This is a genomic window from Nitratireductor lacus (genome assembly GCF_056431025.1).
In genome coordinates this window covers 76,960-102,669 of the sequence record NZ_JBWKMB010000011.1, presented here as the reverse complement: position 1 = coordinate 102,669, position 25,710 = coordinate 76,960, and the positions used below count along the sequence as shown (strand labels likewise).

Sequence of the window (25,710 nt, the reverse complement as noted above, 5' to 3'; positions counted from 1 at the left end):
TGCCTTGCTTATCAGGAGCGGCGGTCAGCGGAGCCTCCCAGTTCAAGACGCTCGCCCAGCACGGATGAAAGCTTGTCGATGCCCATTTCGCTGAGCGAATCCTCGTGCCAGCCGCTGAGATCGAAAACCGGCGATTCATCCGGCACGAAACCACGCCACCCGAATAGAAGCCGCCTTGCGCGCCGGTGCGTGGCCTGACTGCGGAAGAAGAGAACGGTTTCGCCGGAAAGCGCCCGCGGACTGTAGCGCCGGGCCGCACGAACGAGATATTGGGTGACTGCTTCGGTGGTTTGCTCTTCTTCGTTCATGGCACGGGCAGGTGCGAAGCGCTCGACAAGCTTCAGCGAAAGGCTGAACTCCTTCAGGTAGGTAATCAGCGACATGCGCCCGCGCAAAAGCTTGCCGGTGAAATAGACGAGCCGTTTTGCGCGTTTTTCGGTGTTCCAGCGCCAGCGGATCAGGGCCGGCTGCGAACGCACATAACCGGGTGCCCAGCTGTCGATCAGCGCAACGAAACTCACTTCATGACCCCGGGCCCGCAATTGCCGGGTCATCTCGGCGGCCAGGATGCCGTTGACGCAAAGCCCCACCAGCGCGACGGTTTTTGGTGTGTCGCCAAGCTGCATCGCGTCCACCGCATCGCCGGCGATCTTTTCCAGCGAAAAGCCTTCGGTTTCTTCATCGATCCTCGCGTTGAACATGTGAAGATTGACGACGGAGGCATGGCCGGGAAGCGATTTCGCCATCCGGTAATAGAGGAAGGGATGGTTCAGCGTATAGACCGCGCAATCTCCGCTGCCTTGCCGATAGATTGTCGTTTCCCAGTCGACGGTAACCGGTGACGGGGTCTCCAGTTCTTCCGCCGGTTCTGCAACAGGGGCAGGCTGTGTGCCGAAGATCGCGGACGCGAAGCCCGAGAGCGTCGGCTCCCTGAACAGGAGAGCGAGGTCAGGCTGGATGCCGAAGGCCTCGCGCACGCCGGAGAACATTCTGAGAGCCAGAAGCGAATGACCGCCCAGCGCAAAGAAGTCGTCGTTTGCATCCACCCGCGGCACGTCAAGCACACGCGCCCATATCCGGCCAAGCTCCGCCTGCCTGTCTGCTGGCGGGGCCGGACTTCTGGCAGTAACCGGGGCAGGGACATTGGCCGTGGGTGGCGGCATCGCCGGCAATTCCACTGCGCCGTCCGCCCGTCTCGGCAGGGAAAGAAGAACGCTGATTGCGGCGGGTAACTCTTCCTCTGGCAGCCGTTCTGCCAGATAGGCGTCCAGTTGCGCAGGAAGGGTTTCGAGCGGCACCATGAGCCCTGCTGTCGGCACCACGAAGGCGTGGGGCCGACCGGACGGGCCGTTTCGCCGGACCGCGACATCGGCGACATCCGGGTGTGCGAGAAGCAGCGCTTCCAGCCGCAATGCCGGCTTTGGCTGCGCTTCCTTCGGCAAACTGCCGGCACGAACCGGCCCCGCCATCGCGCCAATCTGCGTCTGCGGATCGTCAAGCGCGAAGGCATAGGCCTTCTGCCACAGATCGAGCAGCTCCCGCGCGGTCGCTTCGTCGAACAGGTCGGTGTTGTATTCCACCGACATGCGCCAGCCGGTCGGCCGGCCGATCATGATGAAGTTGAGATCATAGATCACGCCCGGCGATTGCGACGGGGCGCTGATCAGCTCGAAATCGCCATAGCGCGTGTCTTCCAGAAAGGCCTTTTGCTGGTTGAAGTTCACCGAGACGAGCGGATTGCGGGAAGGATCGCGCACTGGATTGACCAGCTCGACAAGATTGTTGAACGGCATTTTCTGATGGTTGAGGGCCGCCCCCACCGTCGCGCTGACCCTCGAGAGGTGATCGGCAAAGCTCAACTCGTCGGTAATATCGAAACGCAGAACGAGATTGTTGATGAAAACGCCGATCAGGCTCTCCAGATCCACATCGTCGCGCCCGGCGATTTGCGTCCCGAACAGCACTTCACGTTCGCCCGAATAGTGGTGAAGTGCAGCACTGATGACCGCCGCGCCATAGCTGAACAGCGAAACATGATGCGCGCGCGCCGCCGCCTCGATCCGCTCGCCGAATTCCAGCGGGAGCACGGCGGAAAGGATCTCGCCGCGGCTGGTTTTCACACGGCCACGGGGCCGGTCCGGCCTGATCTCGAAATAGGGGGCATCGCGCAACTGTTCGCGCCAGTAGGTCTTCTCCGCTTCGAAACCGTAGCTGTTGCGGTATTCCTCCTGCCACAGCGCGAAGTCGCCATATTGCAGCGCCAGCTCCGGCAGGTGCGGCGCGCGTTTCGCGTCGATTGCCGCTGCGAGTTCTCCCACTTCGCGCCCGAGAACGCGGATCGACCAGCCGTCGAAACAGCTCTGATGCGCGGTGATGAGTATGAAGCCGCGCCTGTTTTCCACCATCAGCAGCGTGACGCGGAAGAGCCCCGGCTGGCCAAGGTCGAAAGGCGCTGCCGCCGTTTCCCTGCTGATCGACTGGATGCGCGCCTCGCGCTGGTCTTCCGGCACGTGACGCAGGTCAATGACCGGCATGCGGAACTCGACCCCGCGCACCACCTGCTGCATGGGTTGCCCGTCCGTCTCCACGAAACGGGTCCGCAGAATCTCGTGCCTCTCTATGATCTGCCGGAAAGCCTCTTCGATGCTCTCGGTCCTGAAACTCCCCCGAATCTCCCACCGCACGGCAACGTTGAGCGCGGGGTTTCCGGGGTTCAGACGATCCAGGAACCAGCAGCGCAGCTGCGTCTGCGTGTAGGGAAATTCGCCGATGATCTCGTTCGAATCGGAGGTCATCAGGCGGTGTTCGATGTCGCTCATCCGTGTGCCTCCATGCGGCGGCGCGCGCCGTGCCGGAAATCTTTCAGCGAAGGCACATGCGGCTTGATCCCGTTCATAGTCTCGTCATCGGCCTCATCGGCGATCAGCGCCAGCTCCCCGATCGTGGGGTGCTGCAGGAGATGCCGCGCCTCCAGCGGCAGGCCGGCATCGATCATCCGGGCTGCGATGCGGAAGATGCTGAGCGAATCCGCCCCCAGCGCGTAGATGTTCTCCTCCACGCCGATTTCGGGAATGTTGAGCACATCGCGCCAGATGGCCGAGAGCTTTTCTTCCATGGGCGTGCGCGGCGCGGTGCGGATGATGGCTGCCTCCTGGCGCGGAATGCCCTGCTTTTCGAGCGTCTTGCGGTCGAGCTTGCCATTGGCCGTCTGGGGCAGCGCTTCGGCATTGACCCAAAAGGCGGGCACCATATGGCCGGGAAGATGCGCCTTGGCATGGGCGCTGAGCGCCTTTGCTTCAGGCGGGCTCGCCGGATCGTCAGGCACGGTGTGACACACGAGCTGCCGGTCGCCATTGCGGTTCACGGGGGCGACAACGGCGCACTGGCGCACGCCCTCGGCCTTTGCGATGACCGCCTCGATGTCGCCCAGCTCGATACGGAAGCCGCGCAGCTTGATCTGGTTGTCGCGGCGCCCCAGAAGCTGGAGCGAGCCATCGGCCAGGCGCCGTCCCACATCGCCCGTCTTGTAGAGCCGTTGCGGAACGCCGCCAATCGACACATTGCGGAAAGCGGCATGGGTTTGCTCGGCGTTCTTGAAATAGCCGACGGCAAGGCCGTCGCCGCCAATGTTCAGTTCGCCCGTCACGCCCACGGGCGCAAGCCGGTTGCGTGCGTCCAGAATGTAGAGCTGCGTGTTGGCGATGGGCTGGCCGATGGTGATCGGTGCATCCGGATCGTCGATCCTCGCGACAGAGGACCAGATCGTGGTCTCGGTCGGCCCATACATGTTCCACAATTCGCCGCCCAGCGCGCACAGGCTCTGTGCCAGCCTTGCAGGCAGCGGTTCGCCGCCGCACAGCATCTTGAGCGATTTCCTCTCGCCCAGCCCCGCTTCGACAAGCATCTGCCAGAGCGTTGGCGTTGCCTGCAAAACCGTAGCGCCGCACTCGTCGAGACGTTGCACGAGCCGAAACCCGTCCTGCACCTCGATCCTGTCGGCGATCACCACGCGGCCACCGCGGATCAGCGGCAGGTAGAGTTCCAGCGCGGCGATGTCGAAGGAAATGGTGGTGACGGCAAGCAGTGTGTCGTCCGCCGCAAAGCCGGGCTCCTTCGCCATGGAGGTGAGGAAGTTGACCAGCGCGTTGTGCGGAACCTCCACGCCCTTCGGCACGCCGGTCGAACCTGAAGTGAAGATGATGTAGGCCGCAGCCTGCGTGCCATGAACCCGCTCCTCGAGCGGTGCCGCATCCCTGGCGGCAATCGCATCGCGCTCGTGATCGAGCATGATCGGCAGAACGTCTTCACCGGCAAGGGCGGCAATCCTGTCACTCTTGCAGATCACGGCGGAGATTTTGGCTGCCTCCATGGTCTGCCGCAGGCGTGCCTCGGGATGATCCGGGTCGAGCGGCACATAGATGTGGTCGGCCTTCATGATCGCCAGCAGCGTCACCAGCATGTCTATGGAGCGGTCGAGCGCCACGGCGACACGGCAGCCGGGCACGAGCAGCTTTTCCTGGAGCAGCCGTGCCATTTGCCAGCTTCGAGCATCGAGTTCGCCATAGGTGATGCTTTCCTCGCCATGAGTGGCGGCAATGGCGTCGGGCGTTTCCGCCGCGCGGTCGCCAAACAGCTCGAAGGCAAAGCGCTCATCATCATAGGCCGCTTGCGTCTGGTTCAGACCGTAGGCAAGCCAGTCCATCTCGTCCTGAGACATGAGCGGCAGGCGTTCGATGGGCGTGCCCATATCCTTCGCAAGAGCTTCGACGAGCGTGGCGAAATGGCCGAGCCAGCGTTCGATGGTCTCGGGATCGAACACGTCGCCATTGTAGTCGACATCGATGCGGATGCCGTCCTCGCTCTCGATCATGTTGGCGAACATGTCGAAATTCGAAAACGCCTTGGGGTTGGGGACCACATCCGCGGAAAGCCCGCCAAAATCCGTTCCCTTCGTCACCCGCTCCAGGTTGAACTGGATTTCCGTCAGGGGAAGGCGGCTCGGATCGCGCTTCAGGCCAAGCTTCCGCACCAGCGTTCCATAGGTAAAGTCCTGATGCTCGAAAGCCTGAAGAACCAGTTGCTGCGTGTCCTTCAAATGCTGGGCGAAGGACCGTTCTTCATCCAGCGTCTGCCGCAGGGGCAGAAGGTTGACGCAATGGCCGACCAGCGTTTCGGCATCAAGCAGGCTCTGGCCTGCCGAAGGCACGGCGATCACGATGTCGTTGCTGCCTGAGAGCCGTGCGATCATCACCTGCATGGCTGCGAGCAGCGTGGAAAACAGCGTCGCGCCGTTCTTCGCGCCGGCCTTCTTCAGTCGCCTGTAGACATCGCCGTCGATATGCGCGGTCACGGTGCCGCCGGCAAAGCTGCGCTGTTCTGGGCGCGGTCGGTCGGTCGGCATGTCCGGCAGGTCTGGCACGGTCTCGAATTGCGAAAGCCAGAACCGCTCCGTTTCTGCATCGTCGTCCGACCGGCTCGCGCGCGCCTGCGCATAGCTCGAGAAAGCCAGTGCCGGTGGCAGGTCAGGCGTCTCGCCCCGCGCAAGCGCGCTGTAGGCCGTCGCCAGCTCCTCGATCAGCACATTCGCCGACCAGCCGTCGCAAACGATATGATGGGCCGTGAAGACAAGCACGTGCCGGTCGTTTGAAAGCCGAACGAGTTCTGCGCGCGCCAGCGGACCGTTGACGAGATCGAAGGACGCGCGCGCCTCGCGCTCGACGATTCGTGCAAGCGCTTCGCTATCCGAAACCTCCGTCATTGGCATGTCGATGCGGAAACCGGGCGTCACCTCGAAATGCTTGCCCGTCCGCGCAAAGCGGATGTGAAGCGCATTGTGCCGGGCCACGACCAGGTCGAACGCCTTGCGGAATGCGGCTTCGTCCAGCGCGCCATCGAGCGTGAGATTGAAGGATTCGTTGAAGGAGCAGGAGGCTTCGTCGCCGGCCTGGGCTGCAAGCCAGATTTCCTTCTGCGCTTCGGTCAGCGGTGCCTGTTGCGGCGTCTCTTGCGCGGGTTTTGCCGCAGGTCGTTCGGCCCGCTCTCCATCGGACATCAGAATGCCGGCACCCTGAAGCGCGTCGAGCGTCTCGCCGAAGACTGCCGCAATGCGCGAAAAGTCCTCTTCCGAATGCGCGGTCGTCAGGAAGCAGGGATAGCCGTCCTGGACATGCAGACCCTGCATCCGCGCACAGGGGTAAAACAGCGCGCCGAGCGGGTCGGCATTGCCGAAATCTGTCACGAACCAGCTCTTGTAGCCATGGATCTGCGTCGCAATCCCGCGATCCGAAAGCTGGCCGTTCAGCTCCGTGACGAGCGCTTCCGTACGGGTGGCCACCCGGTCATAGAGCGCACGGCCTTCACCCTTGATGTGCTCGAGTACGGCGCGTGTCGCCGCCAGAACCACCGGATGGCGCACGAATGTGCCTGCAAAGAAGGTTGGCGCGACCATTGGCACGCTGTCATCGCCATAATCCCAGTGACCGCCATCGAGCGCATCCATATACCGGCTGTCTCCGGCCAGAACACCGATCGGCATTCCGCCGCCCAGCACCTTGCCATAGGTCGCAAGGTCGCCGCGTATGCCCCACACGGCCTGCATGCCACCGGGGTCGACGCGGAAGCCCGTTACCACCTCATCGAAGACCAGCGCGAAATCGCGTTCCGTTGCGACGGTCCGCAGCGCACGTACGAACTCGACCGGCTGCAGCTCCGGATGGCGGCTCTGCACCGGCTCGATGATGACGGCCGCAAGCTCCTCCGCATTGGCGCGGATCCAGTCGAGGCTCTCGGGCGCGCCATAGGGCAGGACCGTGATGTTCGACAGGGAATCTGCGGGAATGCCGGCGGCTATGGGCAAGGTGCGATGCTGCCCCGCACGGCTGCGGCCCTTGACCAGAACCTCGTCAAATTGGCCGTGATAGTCGTTGCCGAAAACGACGATGCGGTCGCGGCCCGTCACGGTGCGGGCAACCCGCATGGCGGCCATCACCGCTTCCGATCCCGTGTTGCAGAAGGTGACGCGGCTGTGCCCGGTCAGTTCACTGATCAGGTCCGCCACCTCGCCGGCGAGCGGTGTCTGCGGGCCAATGGCAAAGCCCCTGTCGGTCTGGGCGCGGATCGCTTCGACCACGAAATCGGGGGCGTGACCGAAGGCGGTTTGCCCCATGCCGTTCACGAGATCGATATATTCATTGCCGTCGATGTCCCAGATGCGCGATCCCTTCGAGCGGTCGGAGACAACAGGGAAGACCAGTTCCTTCCAGTCGGCGCGAAAGCCGGAGGCCGCGCGTGGATCGGCCAGATGCGGCCGGTGTTCCTGCGTGAACGCTTTGGACCGCGCGTTCTTCTCGCAATAGCGGGCAACCAGATCGTTGATGAAGGCGCGTTTTTCCTCCGTGAGCGCCTGTTCCCTGGGCTGCGCGCCGGGCTTGTACACACGGATGCGGCTCCCGCCGATCTCGCTCTCGTCGCCGCTTGTGTCCGGCACAGGCGCGGGCGCAGCGGCTGGAGCCGGTGCAACCTGCGGCGCGGCTGAAGGCGCGGCCGCCGGCACGGAGCCGCCAAGCGACTGGATAGCCGCGAACTGCTGTGCAAAAAGTTGCTGCGCCATCTGCAACTGGGACTGGAAAAGCGCCTCGAGCCCTTGAGGTGCCTGTGGAGTTCCATTCGCCACTGAAGATGGCGCAGCAGACGCGACGTCCGGCGTGGGGGGGACCTGAGCCACCGGAGAGGGAGACACCGCCTGCACGGCATCCGCCGGCAGTTCGGTATCCAGGTGTCGCGCCAATTCATGAATGGTCGGTATGTTGCCGAGCAGTTCGCGGAAGGAGAGCTTGATCTTGTATTCCTTCTCCACCTTCTGCGCGAACTGGCCGATGAAGAGGGAATCGAAGCCAAGCTCCAGAAAGGTCGCTCCGGCTGCATCGTCTGGCAGGTCTTCGCCTGAAAGGTCTGAGAGCAGGGCGGTCAGGGCGCGTTCCAGTGTGGCGCGCCGGTCGATGGTCGAAGGTGCGGTGGTCATTGGGCTCATTCCGTCTGTCGAGATTGCTTGTACCGGTGTTTCGGGCAGCGGATTGGGAAGGGCCGCATGCGCCCGGTTCTGTGGCATCGGTGCGTCGATCCAGTGCATCTGGCGCTGGAAGGGATAGGTCGGCAGCGGGATTTTCCGCCGCGCCGTCTCTGGCAGGGCCGGCCAGTCGAGCCCGCAGCCGGCGATCCACGACCGCGCATGGGCTTCGGCGAAAACCTTCTCACCAAAGGATGCGCGGTCGTGTTCGGGCAGGGACTGGATAATGGCGGCGATGTCATCGCGCTTCAGCGTCTGCGCGGTGAAGACAGAAAGCGTGCGGCCGGGGCCGACCTCGATGAAAACGGGCCTGCGCTCGCGCGCAATGGTCGTGATGCCGTCGGAAAAGCGCACCGCATCGCGGCAGTGGCGCGCCCAGTATGCCGGCGAAGCGCCCTGCGTGTCCGTCTGCCAGTCGCCGCTCACACACGAAATGTAGGGAATGGTGGATGGACCGTATTCGACCTTTGCCGTCTCTTCTTCGAGCGCCCTGGCAGCCTCGTCCATCATGGCCGAATGGAAGGCATGCGAGGTGTGCAACCGGCTGTAGGCGATGCCTGCGGCGTCAAGCGCTGCGCATGTCTCGTCCATTGCCTCGAACGCGCCGGAGATGACGCTGAGCTTCGGTGCATTGATGGCGGCGATCTCCACCCCGTCGCAAAGATGCGCGGCCACCGTTTCCGTATCCGCCCGCACCGAAACCATGGCTCCCCTGGGCTGGCTCTGCATCAGCCGCCCGCGTGCTGCGACCAGCCCGAGCGCATCCTCGAAGCGCATCGTGCCCGAAAGTGTGGCCGCAACGAATTCACCCACGCTGTGGCCGATCATGGCTTCGGGCATGAGGCCACGGCTCATCCAGAGTTTTGCCGTCGCATATTCGACCAGAAAGAGGGCGGGCTGGGCGATCTCCGTGTCGCGTAGTGCTTCGGAAAGCTCTTCCGGCGCGTCGCCTTCCGGCAACCGGATGAAATCGCGAATGTCGCGGCCAATCAGAGGCTCAAGAAGATCAGCGCCTTTGTCGATCCATTCGGCAAAGACCGGTTCGGTCCCATAAAGCGCGCCGCCCATGCCCACATGCTGCGCGCCCTGTCCGGGAAACATGAAGACCACGGGCGGGGCATCCTGTGCTGCCTCGCCGCTGATCGGGCGTTCAGATTCAAGCCCAGCAATCGCTTCGTCGCGCGTGCGCACAATAATCGCCGTTCGGTGCGAAAAAGCGTGCCGCCCCTGCTGCAGCGTATGCGCCACAGTCGCAAGCGGCACAGTGCTGTCGCGCAGTACCTCGGCCAAATTCTTGCGCATCGCGGCAAGCGCCGCCTCGTTCCGCGCCGAAAGCGGGAGAATGAGCTTGCGGTCGGGCGATGTTTCCGAAAGAGCATCTCTGTCGGGCGCCTGTTCGAGCACCACATGTGCATTGGTGCCGCCGACGCCGAACGAGCTGACGCCGGCGCGGCGCTTTGCGCCCGCCGCTTCCCACGCTACGAGTTCCGTTGGAATGCGGAACGGACTGTTTTCCAGTGCCATATGCGGGTTGGGCGACACGAAATTCGCCACCGGCGGGATTTCGCCGTCGCGCACCACGAGTGCCGCCTTGATGAGACCGGTGACGCCTGCGGCTGCATCCAGATGGCCGATATTCCCTTTTACGGACCCGAGCGCGCAGCGGCCTTCAGCGCCATCGCCGCCAAAAGCGTTCATCAGGCCGTTGAACTCGATGGGATCGCCGAGCGGCGTGGCAGTACCATGGCACTCCACATAACCGATGCTATCAGGGTCGATGCCGGCACTGGCAAGGGCTGCCGCAATCGCGTCGGCCTGTCCCGAAACGCTGGGTGCGGTGTAGCCCACCTTGTCCGCGCCGTCATTGTTGACGCCATAGCCGCGAATGACGGCATGGATCGTATCGCCATCGCCGATGGCGTCTTCAAGCCGTTTCAGAAGCACCACGCCGCCGCCGCTGCCGAAAACCGTGCCGCCTGCCTGCGCATCGAAGGGCCGGCAGAAACCGTCCGGCGAAACCATACCGCCTTCCATGTGGATGTAGCCGCGCTTCTGCGGCACCGAGATCGACACACCGCCCGCCAGCGCCATGTCGCATCCATAGGTCAGAAGGTTCTGGCAGGCCTGTGTGACCGCCAGGAGCGATGTGGAACAGGCCGACTGGATGGTGAAGGCCGGCCCTTTCAGGTCGAGCTTGTAGGCAACACGTGTCGCCAGCGTGTCGTTGATCGCGCCCACCAGTTCGTTGAACATGTCGACCTGATAGCCGGAGGTGAAGGCTTCGGCCTTTTTCCGGTCCGACAGGATGTTGTTGATGAGATAGGTGCTCATCGCCGAGCCGGCGAAGACGCCGATCGACTGTTTTGCGCTAAAGGGGTCGCAGCCCGCGCTTTCCAGCGCTTCCCAGCAGATTTCCAGAAACAGACGGAACTGTGGGTCGAGCACCGCCGCTTCGCGCGGATACATGCCGAAGAACTCCGCATCGAACATGCCCACATCGTCCAGATAGGGCCTGGAGGGCACATAGTCCGGCGAGGCGCGCGTCGCCTCGTCATAGGCGTCCTCGATTTCGTCGGCCGCAAAGGTGCGGAAGGCATGCCGCCCCTCGCGCACCATCTGCCACAGCGCCTCGACCGAGGGCGCACCGGGAAACCGCCCGGCCATGCCGACGATGGCAACGCTGCCGATGCCCTCATCCAGTCCCGTTTCAGGCTCCATCGGCCCGTGTTTCATCGGGATGCGCTCGTTCATTGTCTGCTCCGGCGGAGTTTAGACATGACCTCTCTCTGCCGCGCGGCGCGGCTTTGTGCTTTGGCTGTCTTCTGGAGACTGTCCGGCGCTTTCTCGAGGAAGCGCGCCAGACTGCGGATCTTCGGGTGTTCGAACACCGTCACCACATCGATGCTGCGGCCAAGCTCCTGTTCCAGCGCTGCGTGGACGCGCATGAGCTGCATCGACGTTCCGCCGAGGTCGAAGAAATTCTGATCCGTGCCGAAATTTTCGGTGCCAAGCACCCTGCGCCAGTGCCGCGCGATGACGGCTTCCATTCCTTCCGCCGGCGTCGCCGCGGGCGCCTGCGCTTCTGTCGGGGCCGGCAGGCGGGAGCGGTCGACCTTGCCCGCGCGGTTCATGGGGAATTCCTCCAGAACGATGGCCCGGCCCGGCACCATATGCGACGGCAATACGCCCTTCAGCCGCCCGAGAACGGCGGCGGCAAAGTCCCCTTCGTCATGCCCGTTCATGGTGTGCGGGCGAAGATAGGCGATCAGCCGCTTCGCCGGCCCAGCCTGGTGGCACTGCACCACCGCGTCGGCCAGATGCCTGTCGCGGCGCAGCGCGGTCTCGATCTCATCGAGCTCGATGCGCTTGCCGTCGATCTTCACCTGCCGGTCGCGGCGGCCGCGAAAATGCAGGAGCCCGTCAGGGTCCATCACGGCCATGTCGCCTGTCAGATAGCAGCGCAGGCTCTCGCCATTCCTCGCGGTGATCGTGACGAAGCGTTCCTGCGTCAGCTCCGGCCGGTTCAGATAGCCGATGGCGAGCCCGTCACCGGAAACCGCAAGCTGGCCTTCCCGTCCCGGCGGAAGCTCGGTGAGATCATCGTCGAGAATGTGAAGGCCGTTATTGGCGATGGTATAACCGATGGGCACCGTATCATCCTGGAGGTCGGCGGGAATGTCGAAGGTCGAGGCAATGACGGTGACCTCCGTCGGCCCATAGGCATTGGTCAGGCGGCATGTCGGATGAGCGGCGAGAAATCTCCGCGCATGATCGGCGGATGCCACTTCACCACCGAAGAAGACATGCCGCAGCGAGTTGAGCTTACCGCCGGAATGATCGACCAGAAGGTTGAAGAGCCCGGTGGTGAGCAGCATCACCGAGACATGCTCGTCGTCGATCGTGCCGGCGATGCGCGGCATGGAGAGCGTGCGGTCGCCGATGCCCGCCAGCCGCGCCCCATTGAGAAGCGCACCCCAGATCTCGAATGTGGCGGCATCGAACGAGATCGTCGCCGTATGCAGCACCACGTCGTCCGGGCGGAAGTCGACAAAATTCTGGTCGCACACAAGCCGCTGGATGCCGCGATGGGGAATGACGACACCCTTCGGTCGCCCCGTCGAACCAGACGTGTACATCACATAGGCGGCATCGCCGCCGCCGACGGACGGAAACGCCGCCGCAATCTCACGCCCTGCCAGTGTGGCAAGCGCGGCGTCTATGTCGACAAGCCGGTCGGCTTCCATCGGCAGACCGGCTGCAAGCGCGGCGCTTTCCCGGTCGATCATGAGCGCACGCGGCGCGCAGTCCCGGGTCATGTAGGAGAGATGTTCCATCGGATAGGCGGGGTCGAAGGGGGCATAGGCGGCCCCTGCCTTGAGGATCGCCAGCTTGGCGATCAGCGTTTTCTGCGCGCGCGGCAAGAGCAGACCGACAATGTCACCCTTGCGGATGCCCATGGAGATGAGATGCGCGGCGAGTTTCGAGGCTGTCCGGTCGAGTTCGCCATACGACATGCGTGCGTCATCGAAGGAGATGGCTGTCGCATCCGGTCGGGCGCGTGCGATGCCGGCCACGATGCCGTGGACCGACGCATTGCGGTCATAGGCGCGTCGATGCGAGGATTGCCTGGCGGTGACGGCGCCGTTGAGGCTGGATCGCTCCGCGTATTGCCTTTTCTGATGCATGTAGACGCCCCGCCCGAAAAAAGCCCGCGCCTATATTTCAAGCATCCGAAAACGCTTATTGTTTATAGTTGAGGCGCGGGAGAAAAATGGTTCTCATGCCTTCGAGGGAAAGAATTTCATGCAGGCCGGCAAAGAGACAGATAGCTATCTGGATGACCCGCGAGCCGACCGGAGGTCTTAGGGTTTCACGGATATAGACCATTCGGCGATGCCACCGTTGGGTGGAGGAGAAAGCCTATCCCAAAGCATTAGAATGTCAGTCCAGGCGGTAGGCCCGCACATGGTCGACGATCATGTAGGAAGGGTCCGGGGTCGCATCCCTGGTCGGTCCGTCGACGAGGGCGAGATTGAGCAGAATATAGAGTGGCTGCCGGTGCTCCGGTTGCGTTTCGGTCTTCCAGATGAACTCGCGGTCGAAATAGAATCGGATCCAGTTGCGGTCCACCTTCACGCCGTAGGTGTGAAACGCACCGGGGCTTGCTTCCACGAAAACCGCGTTGCGATGAAAGCGGGAGTAGTGGCGCCCATCGCGATGCCAGACATGGACCACGGAGGAATAGCCGTCCGGCTTGTCCCCGTAGAATTCGATCACGTCGATTTCGGCTGTAGCCTTCGAGCGATCCTTGCCGATCAGCCAGAAGGCGGGCCACACACCGGGCCCCTCCGGCAACTGCGCGCGCATTTCGAAATAGCCATACTGCTGTGAGAATCCGTTGCCATCGGGATCGACCGAGGCAAGCAGTCCCGATTGCCAGTCGCCCTCCGGATCTCGCTTTGCCTCAATGCGCAGAGTGCCGTCTTCGATGCGGAACGGCGACCGTTCACCGGGATTGGCAAAGCGCGCGCCGCCAAAATCTCCCGACCAGGGCGTGTGCGCGATCCAGCGCGTGCCGGGGCCCCAGGCCGAAACGTCGAGTGTGGAGAAATCCTCGTCGAAGGAAAGCCGCATCGCATCCACATCCAGCGCGTCGGCTTGGGTTGCGAGTTGATCCTCGGCTGGCGCGGGAGGCGGGCCAAAGGCCGTCACGAGCGCTGCACAGAGGCCCGCCGTGCCGGCACCAAGTAAGCGGCGGCGTGTCAGATGTCGCAACGTGCTCGAGGCGAACGGCAATGCGGTTACCTCCCGTCGGGCAGAATATCATCGCTGCGCCTTGCTCAGGAACTCAGCCAATCGCCGCGTCACTGGCCATAAGTGGTACCCGGCGAAGCGGGACGCTCCATCGCCCGCGTGGTATTCTTGGCCGGGTTTAAGCCGGTTTGCGGCGAGGGCAATTCCAGGAAAAGTGGGTACCGGTTTTCCGTCCGGAATTGCGCAAAAACAGGGTAGAGCGTTTTCGCGATTCAACGAAAAGCGAAAACCAGAGGTTGGGGCGCACCATGCGCATCGAATTGTTGGGAGTCCTATCGCTGGTTCTGGGGGTGGCTGTTCTGCTGGCGCCGCCCCGTATGGCCTTTTATGTCATTGTCATGTCGACACTTTTCGGTGCTGCTGCTGCCTTCGGCGTGCCGGGTCTGGGCGGGGCTTCAGTGCTGGTTCCCAGTCTCCTGCTTGCCTTTTACTGCCTGCGTCTTTTCATGGCCTTTGGCGAAAGGCCTGTTCTGGCGGCAGTGTCTTCCTCGTCGCCGGGCATCTGGCTTCTCCTGCTAACTGTCTATGGCGTCTTCTCCGCGCTCTTCCTCCCGCGTCTTCTGGAAGGGGTGACGGAAACGATGATCGTGCTGCGCTCCTCCGCGGGACATCGCATCATTGATCTGACGCCATTATCGTTTTCAAGCAACAACATCACCCAGACGGTCTATGCGGTGGGCGGGCTCTTCTGCTTCGCCTTCACTTACGCCTATCTCAAATGCGGCGGCACCGCCCGCGACGTGATCAACGCCATGCTGGTTCTTGCCGTCGCCAATCTGATCTTCGCGCTTCTGGACGTGATCACGTACCGTACGGGCACGGCGCATCTTTTCGACTTCATTCGCACTGCGAATTACGCGCTTCTGACCGGATCGGAGAAGGCAGGCTTCAAACGCATTTCGGGCACGTTTCCCGAGGCTTCAGCCTTCGCCGGCTACACAATCGTGCTGTTTGCGTTCACTGCCAGTCTGTGGATCGACCGCGTGCGAACGGTCGCGACCGGGGGGATCGCCGGCCTGCTGTTGCTTGCTCTTCTCCTGTCGACATCGACAACGGCGTTGGTCAGCCTTGCGATGGTGATGGTCTTTCTTCTGTGGCGGGCATTGCCGGCTTCCTACGGCAGGCGTGCCACGGGGCGGCCTGCTGCCATTGCGCTCGCTCTTTTTGCTGTCCCGCTCTGCTTCATGCTGGTCTTTGTCCTGATGCCGGAATTCGCAAAGGCCGTGCAGGATTTTCTGGATGAAACGCTCTATTCCAAGCTGAACAGTCAGTCGGCGCGCGAACGCATGCAATGGAACGCCGTGGCCTTCCAGGTGTTCCTCGATACCTGGGGGTGGGGCGCTGGTCTGGGCAGCGCGCGTGCTTCCAGCTATGCGCTTGTGCTCCTGTCCAATGTCGGCCTTATCGGCACGGTTCTGTTCCTGCTGTTTGTCGGCAACACGCTGATGATGAAGAGCGCCGGCGGGTTCCACGAGCACGCGACGATGCGGGCGGTCAGGGCGGGCGTTCTTGCAGGCCTTAGTGAAGCGATGATCTCCGGAACGGTCTACGATCTGGGGCTCCTCTTTTTCGTACTGGCGGGAAGCGCGGCTGCGCTGCGGTGGGTTCCTGTGGAGGCAGGGGCATACAGACCTGGGAAAGCGGAGGCGGTTCAATGAAGATTGTCATCTTCAATGTCCGCTACAGTCCCAATTTGGGGGATGGAATACTTGCCGAATGTCTGGAACACCGGCTTGGCGTGTCGCTGCCAGGCGCGGAAATCGAAACCCTGGACCTGGCTGGCCGCACTGCTTATGGCGCTGCGGATGCGCGGCGTTCGGGTGTCCTGCGCCTGTTGCGGGCCATGCCGCCGCCCGTCCGCCGCACTCTGGTCGCGCGTGTGCTCGGCTCAAGACTGGCCGCATTGCGCGCTCAATGGCTTGGGAAAATCGCCGGGGCCGATGCGGTGGTCATCGGCGGCGGCAATCTTTTTCAGGATGACGACCTGAATTTCCCGTTGAAGATCGCGCAGGTTCTGGAGCTCTGCCGAGAGGAAAACTGCCCCGTGGCGATCCACGCCGTTGGCGTGGGGCGGCGCTGGTCGCGGCGTGCTGCGACGCTGTTCGATACGCTTCGCACCTGCAATGTCCTTCGTGTTTCGGTGCGCGATCATGGTGCACGGCAGAACTGGGAGCAGCATTTTCCCGATTGGCCGAGCCCGAACATCGCGCCCGACCCGGCCCTGACCTTGCAGGTGGAAATGCACGCGATGCGGGACCGCGCCCGCCCGCTGGTCGGTCTATGCGTGACACACCCGCTCGTTCTCAGGCGGCATGCCAGTGTGAACACGCAGGATATCCCGCTCGGGACCGTGCAGGGGTATGGCGCATTGGCTGAATGGCTAATGGACGCGGGGTGCGACGTCGTCTTCTTTACCAATGGTGCGGTGGAAGATCAGGCCTGTCTGGAACAGATCCGGAATACGCCCTCCAGGGCAAAAAGCCGGGCACCGGACCGCTGCTGTTTTGCTGAACGGCCAAACACTCCGCAGGAGCTGATTGCATTGCTCGGCACGCTCGACGCTGTGGCAGCGCATCGACTGCACGCCTGCATCACGGCCTATGCGCTCGGGGTCCCTCCGGTCGGTCTCGGTTGGGATCAGAAGGTGGAGTCCTTCTTCCAGTTGATCGGCCGTGAACCATTCTTCGTTTCCGCGCACAAAGGAGACGTGGAGATGATTGGAGAACGCATTTTGACGACTCTTGGAGAAGGAATTGACCTTGATGATCGCCGCCAGTGTATCGAAAGGGCGGAGAAGGCAATTGATGGTCTGGCAGCGGAGTTGAAGATGACGATCCGTGGATCGGAACGCGAGACCGCATGACGGCGACGTCGAAGAACCTGCGTGGGATGATGTCGCGAATATCTGGAAACCGGTTCGGCAGCCATCATGGTTCGCGGCCATATCAATAGGTCCTGTCCTTGGCTACACTTCATGCCAGCTAACGTTATTGTGATTTGGGCATCGAGCCTTCTTGTCTAGATCGCCGTGCGTCCATCCAGACGCACAAAGGACGATCTAAACGATTGATGGAGCATCGGAATAATCCGAAAACCGGATTCCACTTTTCGGTCCGATGCTCTAGTGTTTCCAAGGTCAGATGGTCGTATTTCGGAGGCGTTTAATTGCCGGCTGACGACTATAAGTGGAACCGAGGCTATGGATGGGGCGTTTAAAACTCGGGTATTTGCTCCATGAGTACTGCCGATCGCTATAGTGGTCGATCTGCGGACGATCGGGAGCGCAGGATGCGGGGTAGCATGCCGGTTCGGGGCACCGAAAATTACAGGGAAATTCTACACTATCTGGAGGCTGAAACGGCTCGCGGACTGTTCGGCATGGCGGCGAGCAAGTCGAACCATACCGGGCTGCGCAAGCGCATATATTCAAGCGGCGATACGATTGCGGATATGGATGGCCAGAAGCGCGCCGTTCTCCTGGTTGTCTCGGGCTGGGTTTCCAATGGCAAAGAACTTGAAGACGGCTCGCGCACGGTGGTCGACTTTTCCCTGACCGGCGATGTCATCACCGTGGGAACCACCGAGTGGGCACGCGAAGAGGTGCGGGCGCTCACGGCTGTCACGTTGTTTGAGTTTCCTGGCGCGATCTACGAAAACCTGTCGACCTATCCGCGTCACGTGCGCGAGTTCATTCTCAAGGGAATGGCGCGGCGCTATGCGCGCGCGGCCGAGCATTTCGTCAACATCAGCCGCCGGGGTGCGTTTGAACGGGTCGCGCATCTTCTGCTCGAACTGTCATTCCGTGTTGGTGTGTATGAAGGGCAGGGGGCGAGCTCCTTTGCCTGCCCGCTCACCCAGGTGGATCTGGGCGATGCACTCGGCCTGTCGGTCGTTCACGTCAATCGTGTTTTGAGAAAACTGCGCGAAAGTGGTTACGTGTCTTTCCGCAGTGGTGTGGTGACGTTTCAGAACCGTGCGGGATTGATCGAGGCCACGGGCTTTGAGGGGTCTTACCTCGCACTTGCCGAGCCGGTCACTCCCTAATTTTTCATATCTGTATAACCCATTATATCAACCATAGATCAAAAGACTGTGGTTACAGCTTTTGGGTGCTTGTCAGGACTATGCCTTCCTCCGATACAATGCAGTCATGATCTGAAACCACATCCCCTTGAGGATGATGGATACCGCCAACCCATTGATGTGCGGGACAACCAGACAGCGACAAGGCCGATTTTTTCAATTATGTCTGGTATTTTGAGTGAAGTACAACTTTAACAAAGTATTTCGTGATTATAATCATATTGAATGATTCTTGCATAAAATTGATCCATGTTAATGCACAAACTCCCTAATCGTGAGGATAATAAATCTCCAAGTGATAATCCTGTTTGGGGGCCTCTCTGAGGGGTTCGCGCCGCCGATACTCTGTTCGGTGGGGGATGGGGCGTGCAATAAAAACAAAAATGCGCTTCTCCAATATCACTGGGGTTTGTTTTGGGTGAGTGTTGGGGAGCATTGGTCATGGAACACGCAAAGATAGGGCAGAGCAGCAGCAGTAATAATCTACACGGAATCATGAAAGCGTCGGGTGGCGCACTCGCAGCGACCGGTTCGAAAGACTGGGACGAGGCTCGCGAGGATACGGATCGGGAGCTCGTGCTTCTGATCGATCCCCGGGTGCTGGACCGGGAATGTCTGGCACGCAGTCTGGAAACGCAGAACCCGTCCCTCGACATTTTCGCTGTCGGCTCTTCGGAGGAATGGCACAAGATTGCCGACGGGCGCCAGCCCGAGGCCGTGCTTCTGATCGTCGGCAGTCGCAAGATCACCGAGCAGGGCATCTGCAACGAAATCCACGATCTAGCCGAAGAATTCGAGGAGCAGCCGGTCATCGTCATCGCCGATACGGACGATCTGGGCCAGATACTGAAGGCGCTGGAAGCCGGCGCAAAGGGATACATTCCCAGCAATGTCGGCGTCGATGTCGCCGCGGAGGCCATACTCCTGGCCCGCGCCGGCGGTGTATTCGTTCCCGCCAGCGGCGTTTTGGCGATGCGCGATGTCATCAATTCGAACAGCAGCCGCGTGGTCGGGCTTGGCAATCTCTTCACCGCCCGCGAGGCCGAAGTTGCCGAGGCGCTGCGGCGCGGCAAGGCCAACAAGATCATCGCTTATGAACTGCAGCTTTGCGAAAGCACCGTGAAGGTGCACATTCGCAACATCATGAAAAAGCTGAACGCGACCAACAGAACCGAGGTCGCCTATAAAATTCGCGAAATGCAGTCCTGACGGTCACCAGGTCCGACCAAGAGGGGCTAGACAAACACTCAGACCTGCAAACATGTTTCGGGTTGGTCGAAAGACCGGCCCTTTTTGTTTTCAGTCTTCGAGATTCACATAGGTCTCAGGCGTAAAGCGGGGGGTGCAGACGCAGTAGAACTCCAGATCCTCCGTCCCCGTATTGGCGATGCGCTGCGCCGCGCCCGCTGGAATGATCGCCTGGTCCCCGACCGCAAGGGCCTGCCGCACACCCTCGATTTCCACCACGCCTTCGCCCCTGCGCACCACATAGCGCTCACAGATTCCCGTCAGACTGTGCAACTGTGTCGTCACGCCGGGTTCCACACGGGCGATCGCCAGCGAGGTTTCGGGCGAGGCCGGCGTGTTCATCAACTCGGTGATGTAGCACCGTTCCTCGGTCCAGAACTCCGCCTGGCCGGTGTTTTCGATGAACCATAAAGGGGGCATGACAAACCTCGCTCGATCAAACTTCCACAATGATCAGTCAGCTTGACAATTGTCAAAGTCCTGTTGGTGCGTCAGTATGCCTTCGACTAAAGCATCGGACCGAAAAGTGGCATCCGGTTTTCGGATTATTCCGATGCTCCATCAGAAGATCAGATCGTCCTTTTCGCGTCCGGATGAACGCACGGCGATCTAAGGACCAAACAGGGAGTGGTGGCATGAGGGGTTTGAAAAACTGGTTGGCGGTGGGGCTTCTGGCAACGACAGCGTTCACTGTGCCCGCTTCTGCGGCGGATAAATTTTTCGTCTACGTCTCTCCCGACCAGATCGGCGTCAACGCCTTCCTGAAGCTCGGCCAGTCCGGCATCGAGCAGGCTGGCGAGCAGTATGGCGCCGAGGTGGAAACCTATGAGAGCCGCACGGCGGCCGACCGTCTCGAAAACGTCAACGCAGCCGTCAACGAGGGTGCCGACATCGTCGTGCTCCTCGGTTTCGAGTTCAACGACATCGTGAAGCAGGTCGCGCCCACCGCGCCCGACACGCAGTTCCTCATCGTCGACCAGTGCATCGACGACCGGCCCGACAATGTGCATTGCGCGGTCTTCCGCGAATATGAGGCGAGCTATCTCGTGGGTGTTGCTGCCGGCATGCTGACGGAGAGCAACAAGGTCGGCGTTGTCGGCGCGCTCGATATCCCCTTCCTGCACCGCTACACGGATGCCTATGCCGATGGCGTCAAATCGGTGAATGCCGATGCCTCGGTCGACATTCGCTGGGTGGGTGGCGAAAACCCGTTCGCCGATCCGGTGCGCGCCAAGGAACAGGCCGTGGCCATGCAGGCGGCCGGCGCCGACCAGATCTTCACGGCCACGTCGGGCGGTGATTTCGGTGTCTTCGAGGCTGCGAAGGAAAAGGATTTCCAGGTCTATTCCGTCGATGTGAACCAGTGCCCCAATGCGCCCGGCCACGTGGTCGATGTCACGCTGAAGCGCGTCGACAACGCCATGGTTCAGGCCATTGGCGCGATCCTTGAAGGCGAGAAGAAGCTCACAATGGCGCTCGGCCTCAAGGAAGGTGGCGTGTCGACCATCGCGCTCGAGGAAGACGAACTGGCCGACAGCGGCTGCCTCATCGCCGATCATCCGGAGGTGGTGGCCAAGATGCGCGAGGTCGCAGGCCAGATCGAGGATGGCTCGCTAAAACTCGAAGACCCGATGTTCGCCAAGTAAGCGGCCTGAGCAGCACGCATCATGCGCATCCACCTGCAGGACGTCACGGTCCGCTTTGGCCCGGTCACGGCCGTGGACAATGTATCGCTCGGCATCAAGCCGGGCGAAATCCACGCGCTTCTGGGTGAAAACGGTGCTGGCAAGTCCACCCTCATGAACGCGCTGTTCGGGCTGGTTATGCCGGCAAGCGGCACGATCAGTCTGGATGGCGAGGCGCGCCGCTGGGCCTCGCCGCAGGATGCCATCGCCCATGGGCTGGGCATGGTGCATCAGCATTTCATGCTGCAGGAAGAGATGACGGTGCTGGAAAACATCGTGCTTTGCGCAGAGCCGGTGGGCCGCTTCGGCTTTGTCGATTTCGCCCGCGCGCGGTCGCGCCTCGATGAGATTGCCGAAACCCATGGTGTCGCCATCGATCTCGACCGGCGCGTCGGCCGCCTTTCCGTCGGCGAGCGGCAGGCGGTGGAGATCCTGAAGGTGCTCTACCGCGAAGCCGAAGTCCTGATCCTCGACGAGCCGACCGCAGTGCTCACCCCGCAGGAGAAGGACCGGCTTTTCGCAACGCTCAAGAGCTTCCGCGAGGCGGGCAAGGCGATCGTCCTCATCACCCACAAGCTCGATGAGGTGATGGAGATCGCCGACCGGGTGAGCGTGATGCGGGCGGGGCGTCTTGTCGCCTCTTCATCGCTTGCCGAAACCTCGAAGGACGAGATTGCCCGCGGCATTGTCGGCGGCGATCTGCCGGCGGCCAGAACCCGGAAGGCCCATTCGCCCGGCGAAACGGTGCTTGCCGTCGATGGCCTCACCGTCGCGCGGCGGGGCCGGGACGTCGGCCCCGTTTCCTTCGATCTGCGGGCAGGCGAGATCGTTGGTATTGCCGGCGTCAGCGGCAATGGACAGGCTGAGCTCATCCGCGCGCTGACAGGGCTTGAGCCGGCGCGTTCGGGCTCCATCACCCTGTGCGGCAATGAGATACAAAAACTGGATGTGGAGGCCCGCCGGCAGGGCGGCATGAGCTACATCCCCGAAGACCGGCAACGCATGGGGCTCGCCCTTGGCGCTTCCGTCAGCGAAAACGCCAATGCGGGCCGCGACGATGCGGGCGCTTTCACCGCCGGCCCGTTCCTGAAACATGGAGCCATGGCCCAATATGCGCGCTCCCTGATCGAGCGCTACCGCATTCGTGTGGCCGGTCCGCGCGCTTCCGCCTCCACCATGTCGGGCGGCAACAAGCAGAAGCTCGTCGTCGGGCGCGAACTCTCGCGCAACACCCCGCTGGTGATCGCCGAAAACCCCACATGGGGCGTCGATATCGGTGCCATCGATTTCATCCATGGCGAGTTGATGCGCATGCGCGATGCGGGCCACGCCATTCTTCTGGTCTCCACCGAGCTCGACGAGGTGATCGCATTGTCCGACCGCATTCTGGTCATGTATGACGGCGCAATCGCCGGTGAGGTCGATGGCGGCGAGGCGAGCCGCGAACGCGTCGGCGCGCTGATGACCTCACGTGCCGCCGATGCGCTGGGCGCGGCGTCGCCGGGAGCTGCTGCATGATGGCTTTCGATGCCGGCAAGGCCACCCGCAGCGCGCTGCCATGGCTCTTCACCTTCCTGTGGATCGCGGCGATCATTCTGGCGCTGCTGCTCTTCGTCGGTGCGCCGGTGGGCGAGGCGCTTTCGGGCTTCTGGAACGGCGCTTTCGGCGGGCGCAGAAACGCCTATCTTATGGCGACCCTCAGCCGCTCGGCGCTGATTGTCGGCATGGCGCTTTCCGTCATGCTGAGCTTTCGTGCCGGGCTGTTCAACATTGGCGGCGAGGGGCAGCTTGTCGCCGGCGGGCTGGTGGCAGCCCTCGTTGCCGTGCTCATGCCGGGGCCACCGCTGCTTGTGCTGGTCGTGGCGATCCTCGCTGCCATGCTGGCCGGTGCCTTATGGGCACTGCTTGCCGGTGTGCTCCAGCTTTTCATGGGCGTGCCGCTGCTTGTCGGTTCGCTCCTCCTTAATTATCCGATCCGCTACATCGCCTCCTATCTGGTGGCGCATCCTTATCGCGACGTGCAGTCGGGCATGGTGCAGTCGCATCTCGTGCCGCAGGAAACCTGGTTGGCCTATTTTCCGGGAACCCGGCTCGATATCGGCATCCTCTTCACGGCAGTGGCGGCAGCCTTTGCGCTGATCTACAGCTATTGGACCGTCCACGGCTATCACACGCGGCTCAACGGGCTTTCGCCCGATTTCGCCCGCACGGTCGGCCTGCCGGTGCGCAGGCTCACGCTGCAGACACTAGCGCTCAGCGGTGCGATTGCTGGCATGGTCGGTGCAATCGCCGTGTTCGGCATTCACCACCGCTATATCGACGGCATGCTGGTGCAGCCGCTCTATGCATGGACCGGTATTATCGCGGTGCTGCTGGTTGGCATGGTGCCATGGGCGGTGCCGATTTCCGGCTTCTTCTTTGCCGCCGTTCAGACGGGGGCTGCCGGCATGGAGCGGGCGGCCGGCGTTCCCAAGGAGATCGCGCTTGTCGTGCAGGCGGTCATCATCCTCTTCGTGGCAAGCCGCGTCTCCGGCGCATTGACGGCGTCCCGGGGCGATGGAGACGGCCATGTTTGAGCTGATCGCCGATCCCTCCTTCGCCGCCTCCATTCCGCGCTTTGTCACGCCCATCCTTTTGGCCGCCCTTGGCGGCGCGCTGTGTGAGCGGGCCGGTGTCTTCAACATCGCGCTGGAAGGTTTTTTGCTCGTGGGCGCTTTCGCGGCGGTGCTGGGGGCCTATTTCTCCGGCACGCCCTATATCGGCGTGCTCACCGCCATGGTGGCCGGCATGGCGCTTGGTGTTGTTTTCGCCGAGTTCAATGTGCGGCGCGGCGGCGATTCCATCGTCGTTTCCATCGCCATCAACCTTCTGGCAGCGGGTCTCACCACCTTCTTTCTGCGCGCCATTTTCGATGTCACGGGTGCCTTCAGCGATCCGGCGATTGCCGGGTTCGCACCCATCCGCCTGCCTTTCATCGAAGACGTGCCGCTCCTCGGCCCGATCCTGAGCGGCCAGGCGCTGCCCTTTTATCTGGCGCTTCTCAGCGTTCCGTTCCTGCATGTGTTTCTCGCCCGTCACCGCCTTGGCCTGCGCATTCGCGCGGCGGGTGAAAACCCTCAGGCGCTTCGGGCCGGCGGCGTCAGTCCAAAGCGCGTCCAGCTTCTGGCGCTCATCGCCTGCGGCGCACTCTGCGGTCTGGGCGGGGCGCAGCTTTCCATCGCCAATGTCAATCTCTTCGTTGAAAACATGAGCGCCGGGCGCGGCTGGATCGCCGTTGTCGCGGTGCTCTTGACGCGTGGCCGCCCGTGGCCGCTCTTCTTCATCGCGCTTCTGTTCGGTGCCGTCGACAGCCTGTCCTTCCGCGTGCAGGGTCTTGGGCTTGCCCAGCAGTTCACCGACATGATGCCGTATCTGGCGACCCTTATCGTGCTGGTGGCCCTGTCATGGTGGCGGGCAAGACGCGTAAGAGGAGATGCTTCATGACCGTCGATCTGGTTGTCAAAAACGCTATTGTCGTGACTTGCGATGAAAAGCAGACGGTGATCCGGGATGGCGGCGTTGCGGTCTCAAATGGCCGCATCACGCAGATCGGCGAGAGCACAGCACTTGAACAGGCTGCGGGGAACGCCCGCAACGTCATCGACGGCAGCGGGCACATCCTGATGCCGGGGCTGATCAACAGCCATTGCCATGCCGCCGACAGCCTGTTTCGCGGTCTGGTGGAGGATCTGCCGCTGGAGCCGTGGCTGCAGAAGGTGTGGACCGCCGAAGGCGCGATCCTCAATCCCGATACCTCGCATCTCGGCAGCCTTCTGGGCTTTTCCGAACTGCTCCTGTCGGGCGTCACCAGCACGATGGACATGTTCTGGTATCCGGTGGAAACGGTGCGCGCCGCGCGCGAAGTGGGCATGCGGGTGTCGACGGGAGGCATCTTCTTCGATGGGCCGGGAGTGGACGGCGCAACACTCGATGACCGCATTGCCAGCGCCGAGGCCTTCTTTGAAGCGTTTGCGGGCGCAGACGATGTCTTCCCGGCAACCATGCCCCACGGAGCCTATACGGTGGGGCCCGAAAACCTGAAGACGGCCAGGGACATCACGGACAAACATGGTGGGCTCTTCAGCACGCATGCGGCGGAAACCAAGGCCGAACAGGCCGATGTGGAAGGCCGCTATGGCAGTTCCGTCATCCGCCATCTCGACCATCTGGATCTCCTTGATGAGCGCACGACGCTCGCCCATTGCGTCCATCTGGACGATGAGGAAATCGCCATTCTGGCGCGGACGGGCACGACCGTGTCGCATAACCCGATGTCGAACCTGAAGCTCGCCTCCGGCATTGCCCGCATACCCGACATGCTGGCCGCCGGTGTCCATGTCGCACTTGGCACCGATGGCGCGATCAGCGGCAATGATCTCGACATGTGGATGGCGCTGAGGCTGGCCGCCACGCTGCACAAGGGGGCGAGCCAGCGGGCCGATGCCGTCTCCACCCATGAGGCGCTCGGTATGGCGACACGCTCCGGCGCGCGGGCGCTGGGCGCGGCCGACCGGCTGGGCAGTCTCGAAAAAGGCAAGCTCGCCGACATGATTTTAATCGATGTGAAGCGCCCGCATGCGGTGCCGATGTTCGATCCCGTCACCCATCTCGTCTATTCCACCGCCAAATCCGACGTGCGCCATGTGTTCGTCGGTGGCGAGCAGGTGGTGCGCGATGGCGTGCTCACCCGCCACACGCTCGACGACACGCTGAACGCGGTGGCAGAGCTCGCGCCGCGCATCGCCGCCACCGTGGCCTGACAGTAAAACCCTGGGA

At 62.2% G+C, this 25,710-nt stretch carries 14 protein-coding genes; 9 read left to right on the top strand and 5 right to left on the bottom strand.

The genetic code is table 11. From position 1 onward, the window contains the following. Positions 1–11: 11 nt before the first annotated feature. The 4 genes from AC07E3_RS11260 to AC07E3_RS11245 all read right to left on the bottom strand — a co-directional run bounded on the left by AC07E3_RS11260 (position 12) and on the right by AC07E3_RS11245 (position 13,861). On the bottom strand, positions 12–2,819 hold the full coding sequence (locus tag AC07E3_RS11260; RefSeq protein ID WP_478361934.1) for a condensation domain-containing protein: 2,808 nt from the start codon (positions 2,817–2,819) through the stop codon (positions 12–14). Next, positions 2,816–10,816, bottom strand: a complete 8,001-nt coding sequence (locus tag AC07E3_RS11255) for a hybrid non-ribosomal peptide synthetase/type I polyketide synthase (RefSeq protein WP_478361933.1) — start codon at positions 10,814–10,816, stop codon at positions 2,816–2,818. The genes AC07E3_RS11260 and AC07E3_RS11255 overlap by 4 nt, the downstream gene beginning before the upstream one ends. Next, positions 10,813–12,750, bottom strand: coding sequence for an amino acid adenylation domain-containing protein (locus AC07E3_RS11250; protein ID WP_478361931.1), 1,938 nt, complete (start codon positions 12,748–12,750; stop codon positions 10,813–10,815). The genes AC07E3_RS11255 and AC07E3_RS11250 overlap by 4 nt, the downstream gene beginning before the upstream one ends. 256 nt (positions 12,751–13,006) lie before the next feature. Next, positions 13,007–13,861, bottom strand: a complete 855-nt coding sequence (locus AC07E3_RS11245; RefSeq protein WP_336066217.1) for a glycoside hydrolase family 16 protein — start codon at positions 13,859–13,861, stop codon at positions 13,007–13,009. 266 nt (positions 13,862–14,127) lie between these two features. Between AC07E3_RS11245 and AC07E3_RS11240 the strand changes: the two genes are divergently transcribed. The 4 genes from AC07E3_RS11240 (at position 14,128) to AC07E3_RS11225 (ending at position 19,171) form a co-directional block, all read left to right on the top strand. Further along, a complete protein-coding gene (locus tag AC07E3_RS11240) occupies positions 14,128–15,537 on the top strand; it encodes a hypothetical protein (RefSeq protein WP_478361929.1) in 1,410 nt (469 codons plus the stop codon). After that, a complete protein-coding gene (locus AC07E3_RS11235) occupies positions 15,534–16,742 on the top strand; it encodes a polysaccharide pyruvyl transferase family protein (RefSeq protein WP_478361927.1) in 1,209 nt (402 codons plus the stop codon). Before AC07E3_RS11240 ends, AC07E3_RS11235 begins: the two co-directional genes overlap by 4 nt. Before the next feature lie 437 nt (positions 16,743–17,179). Then, positions 17,180–17,923, top strand: a complete 744-nt coding sequence (locus AC07E3_RS11230; protein WP_322339528.1) for a Crp/Fnr family transcriptional regulator — start codon at positions 17,180–17,182, stop codon at positions 17,921–17,923. Positions 17,924–18,457: 534 nt separating this feature from the next. Next, positions 18,458–19,171, top strand: a complete 714-nt coding sequence (locus AC07E3_RS11225) for a response regulator transcription factor (RefSeq protein ID WP_336066209.1) — start codon at positions 18,458–18,460, stop codon at positions 19,169–19,171. A 90-nt stretch (positions 19,172–19,261) separates the two neighbouring features. On the opposite strand, the gene AC07E3_RS11220 is transcribed toward AC07E3_RS11225, so the two are convergent. Next, positions 19,262–19,630, bottom strand: a complete 369-nt coding sequence (locus tag AC07E3_RS11220; RefSeq protein ID WP_478361924.1) for a cupin domain-containing protein — start codon at positions 19,628–19,630, stop codon at positions 19,262–19,264. Positions 19,631–19,845: 215 nt separating this feature from the next. On the opposite strand from AC07E3_RS11220, the gene AC07E3_RS11215 reads away from it, so the two are divergent. From AC07E3_RS11215 to AC07E3_RS11195, 5 genes are read left to right on the top strand one after another with little or no spacing between them, the layout of a single operon-like run. Then, positions 19,846–20,856 (top strand): BMP family ABC transporter substrate-binding protein, encoded by a 1,011-nt coding sequence (locus AC07E3_RS11215; protein ID WP_478361922.1) that lies wholly within the window; start codon positions 19,846–19,848, stop codon positions 20,854–20,856. A gap of 21 nt (positions 20,857–20,877) precedes the next feature. Beyond that, positions 20,878–22,413, top strand: coding sequence for an ABC transporter ATP-binding protein (locus AC07E3_RS11210; protein ID WP_478361921.1), 1,536 nt, complete (start codon positions 20,878–20,880; stop codon positions 22,411–22,413). Then, on the top strand, positions 22,410–23,471 hold the full coding sequence (locus AC07E3_RS11205; RefSeq protein WP_478361919.1) for an ABC transporter permease: 1,062 nt from the start codon (positions 22,410–22,412) through the stop codon (positions 23,469–23,471). The genes AC07E3_RS11210 and AC07E3_RS11205 overlap by 4 nt, the downstream gene beginning before the upstream one ends. Beyond that, entirely contained in the window at positions 23,464–24,378 is a 915-nt protein-coding gene (locus tag AC07E3_RS11200) for an ABC transporter permease (RefSeq protein WP_478361917.1), read from the top strand. Before AC07E3_RS11205 ends, AC07E3_RS11200 begins: the two co-directional genes overlap by 8 nt. Beyond that, positions 24,375–25,694, top strand: a complete 1,320-nt coding sequence (locus AC07E3_RS11195; RefSeq protein ID WP_478361915.1) for an amidohydrolase family protein — start codon at positions 24,375–24,377, stop codon at positions 25,692–25,694. The genes AC07E3_RS11200 and AC07E3_RS11195 overlap by 4 nt, the downstream gene beginning before the upstream one ends. Positions 25,695–25,710 lie beyond the last annotated feature (16 nt).

Coding starts and splice junctions, on each gene's coding strand:
- AC07E3_RS11260 (WP_478361934.1), bottom strand. CDS start 2,819: ATGAGCGACATCGAACACCGCCTGATGACCTCCGATTCGAACGAGATC.
- AC07E3_RS11255 (WP_478361933.1), bottom strand. CDS start 10,816: ATGAACGAGCGCATCCCGATGAAACACGGGCCGATGGAGCCTGAAACG.
- AC07E3_RS11250 (WP_478361931.1), bottom strand. CDS start 12,750: ATGCATCAGAAAAGGCAATACGCGGAGCGATCCAGCCTCAACGGCGCC.
- AC07E3_RS11240 (WP_478361929.1), top strand. CDS start 14,128: ATGCGCATCGAATTGTTGGGAGTCCTATCGCTGGTTCTGGGGGTGGCT.
- AC07E3_RS11235 (WP_478361927.1), top strand. CDS start 15,534: ATGAAGATTGTCATCTTCAATGTCCGCTACAGTCCCAATTTGGGGGAT.
- AC07E3_RS11230 (WP_322339528.1), top strand. CDS start 17,180: ATGCCGGTTCGGGGCACCGAAAATTACAGGGAAATTCTACACTATCTG.
- AC07E3_RS11225 (WP_336066209.1), top strand. CDS start 18,458: ATGAAAGCGTCGGGTGGCGCACTCGCAGCGACCGGTTCGAAAGACTGG.
- AC07E3_RS11220 (WP_478361924.1), bottom strand. CDS start 19,630: ATGCCCCCTTTATGGTTCATCGAAAACACCGGCCAGGCGGAGTTCTGG.
- AC07E3_RS11215 (WP_478361922.1), top strand. CDS start 19,846: ATGAGGGGTTTGAAAAACTGGTTGGCGGTGGGGCTTCTGGCAACGACA.
- AC07E3_RS11210 (WP_478361921.1), top strand. CDS start 20,878: ATGCGCATCCACCTGCAGGACGTCACGGTCCGCTTTGGCCCGGTCACG.
- AC07E3_RS11205 (WP_478361919.1), top strand. CDS start 22,410: ATGATGGCTTTCGATGCCGGCAAGGCCACCCGCAGCGCGCTGCCATGG.
- AC07E3_RS11200 (WP_478361917.1), top strand. CDS start 23,464: ATGTTTGAGCTGATCGCCGATCCCTCCTTCGCCGCCTCCATTCCGCGC.
- AC07E3_RS11195 (WP_478361915.1), top strand. CDS start 24,375: ATGACCGTCGATCTGGTTGTCAAAAACGCTATTGTCGTGACTTGCGAT.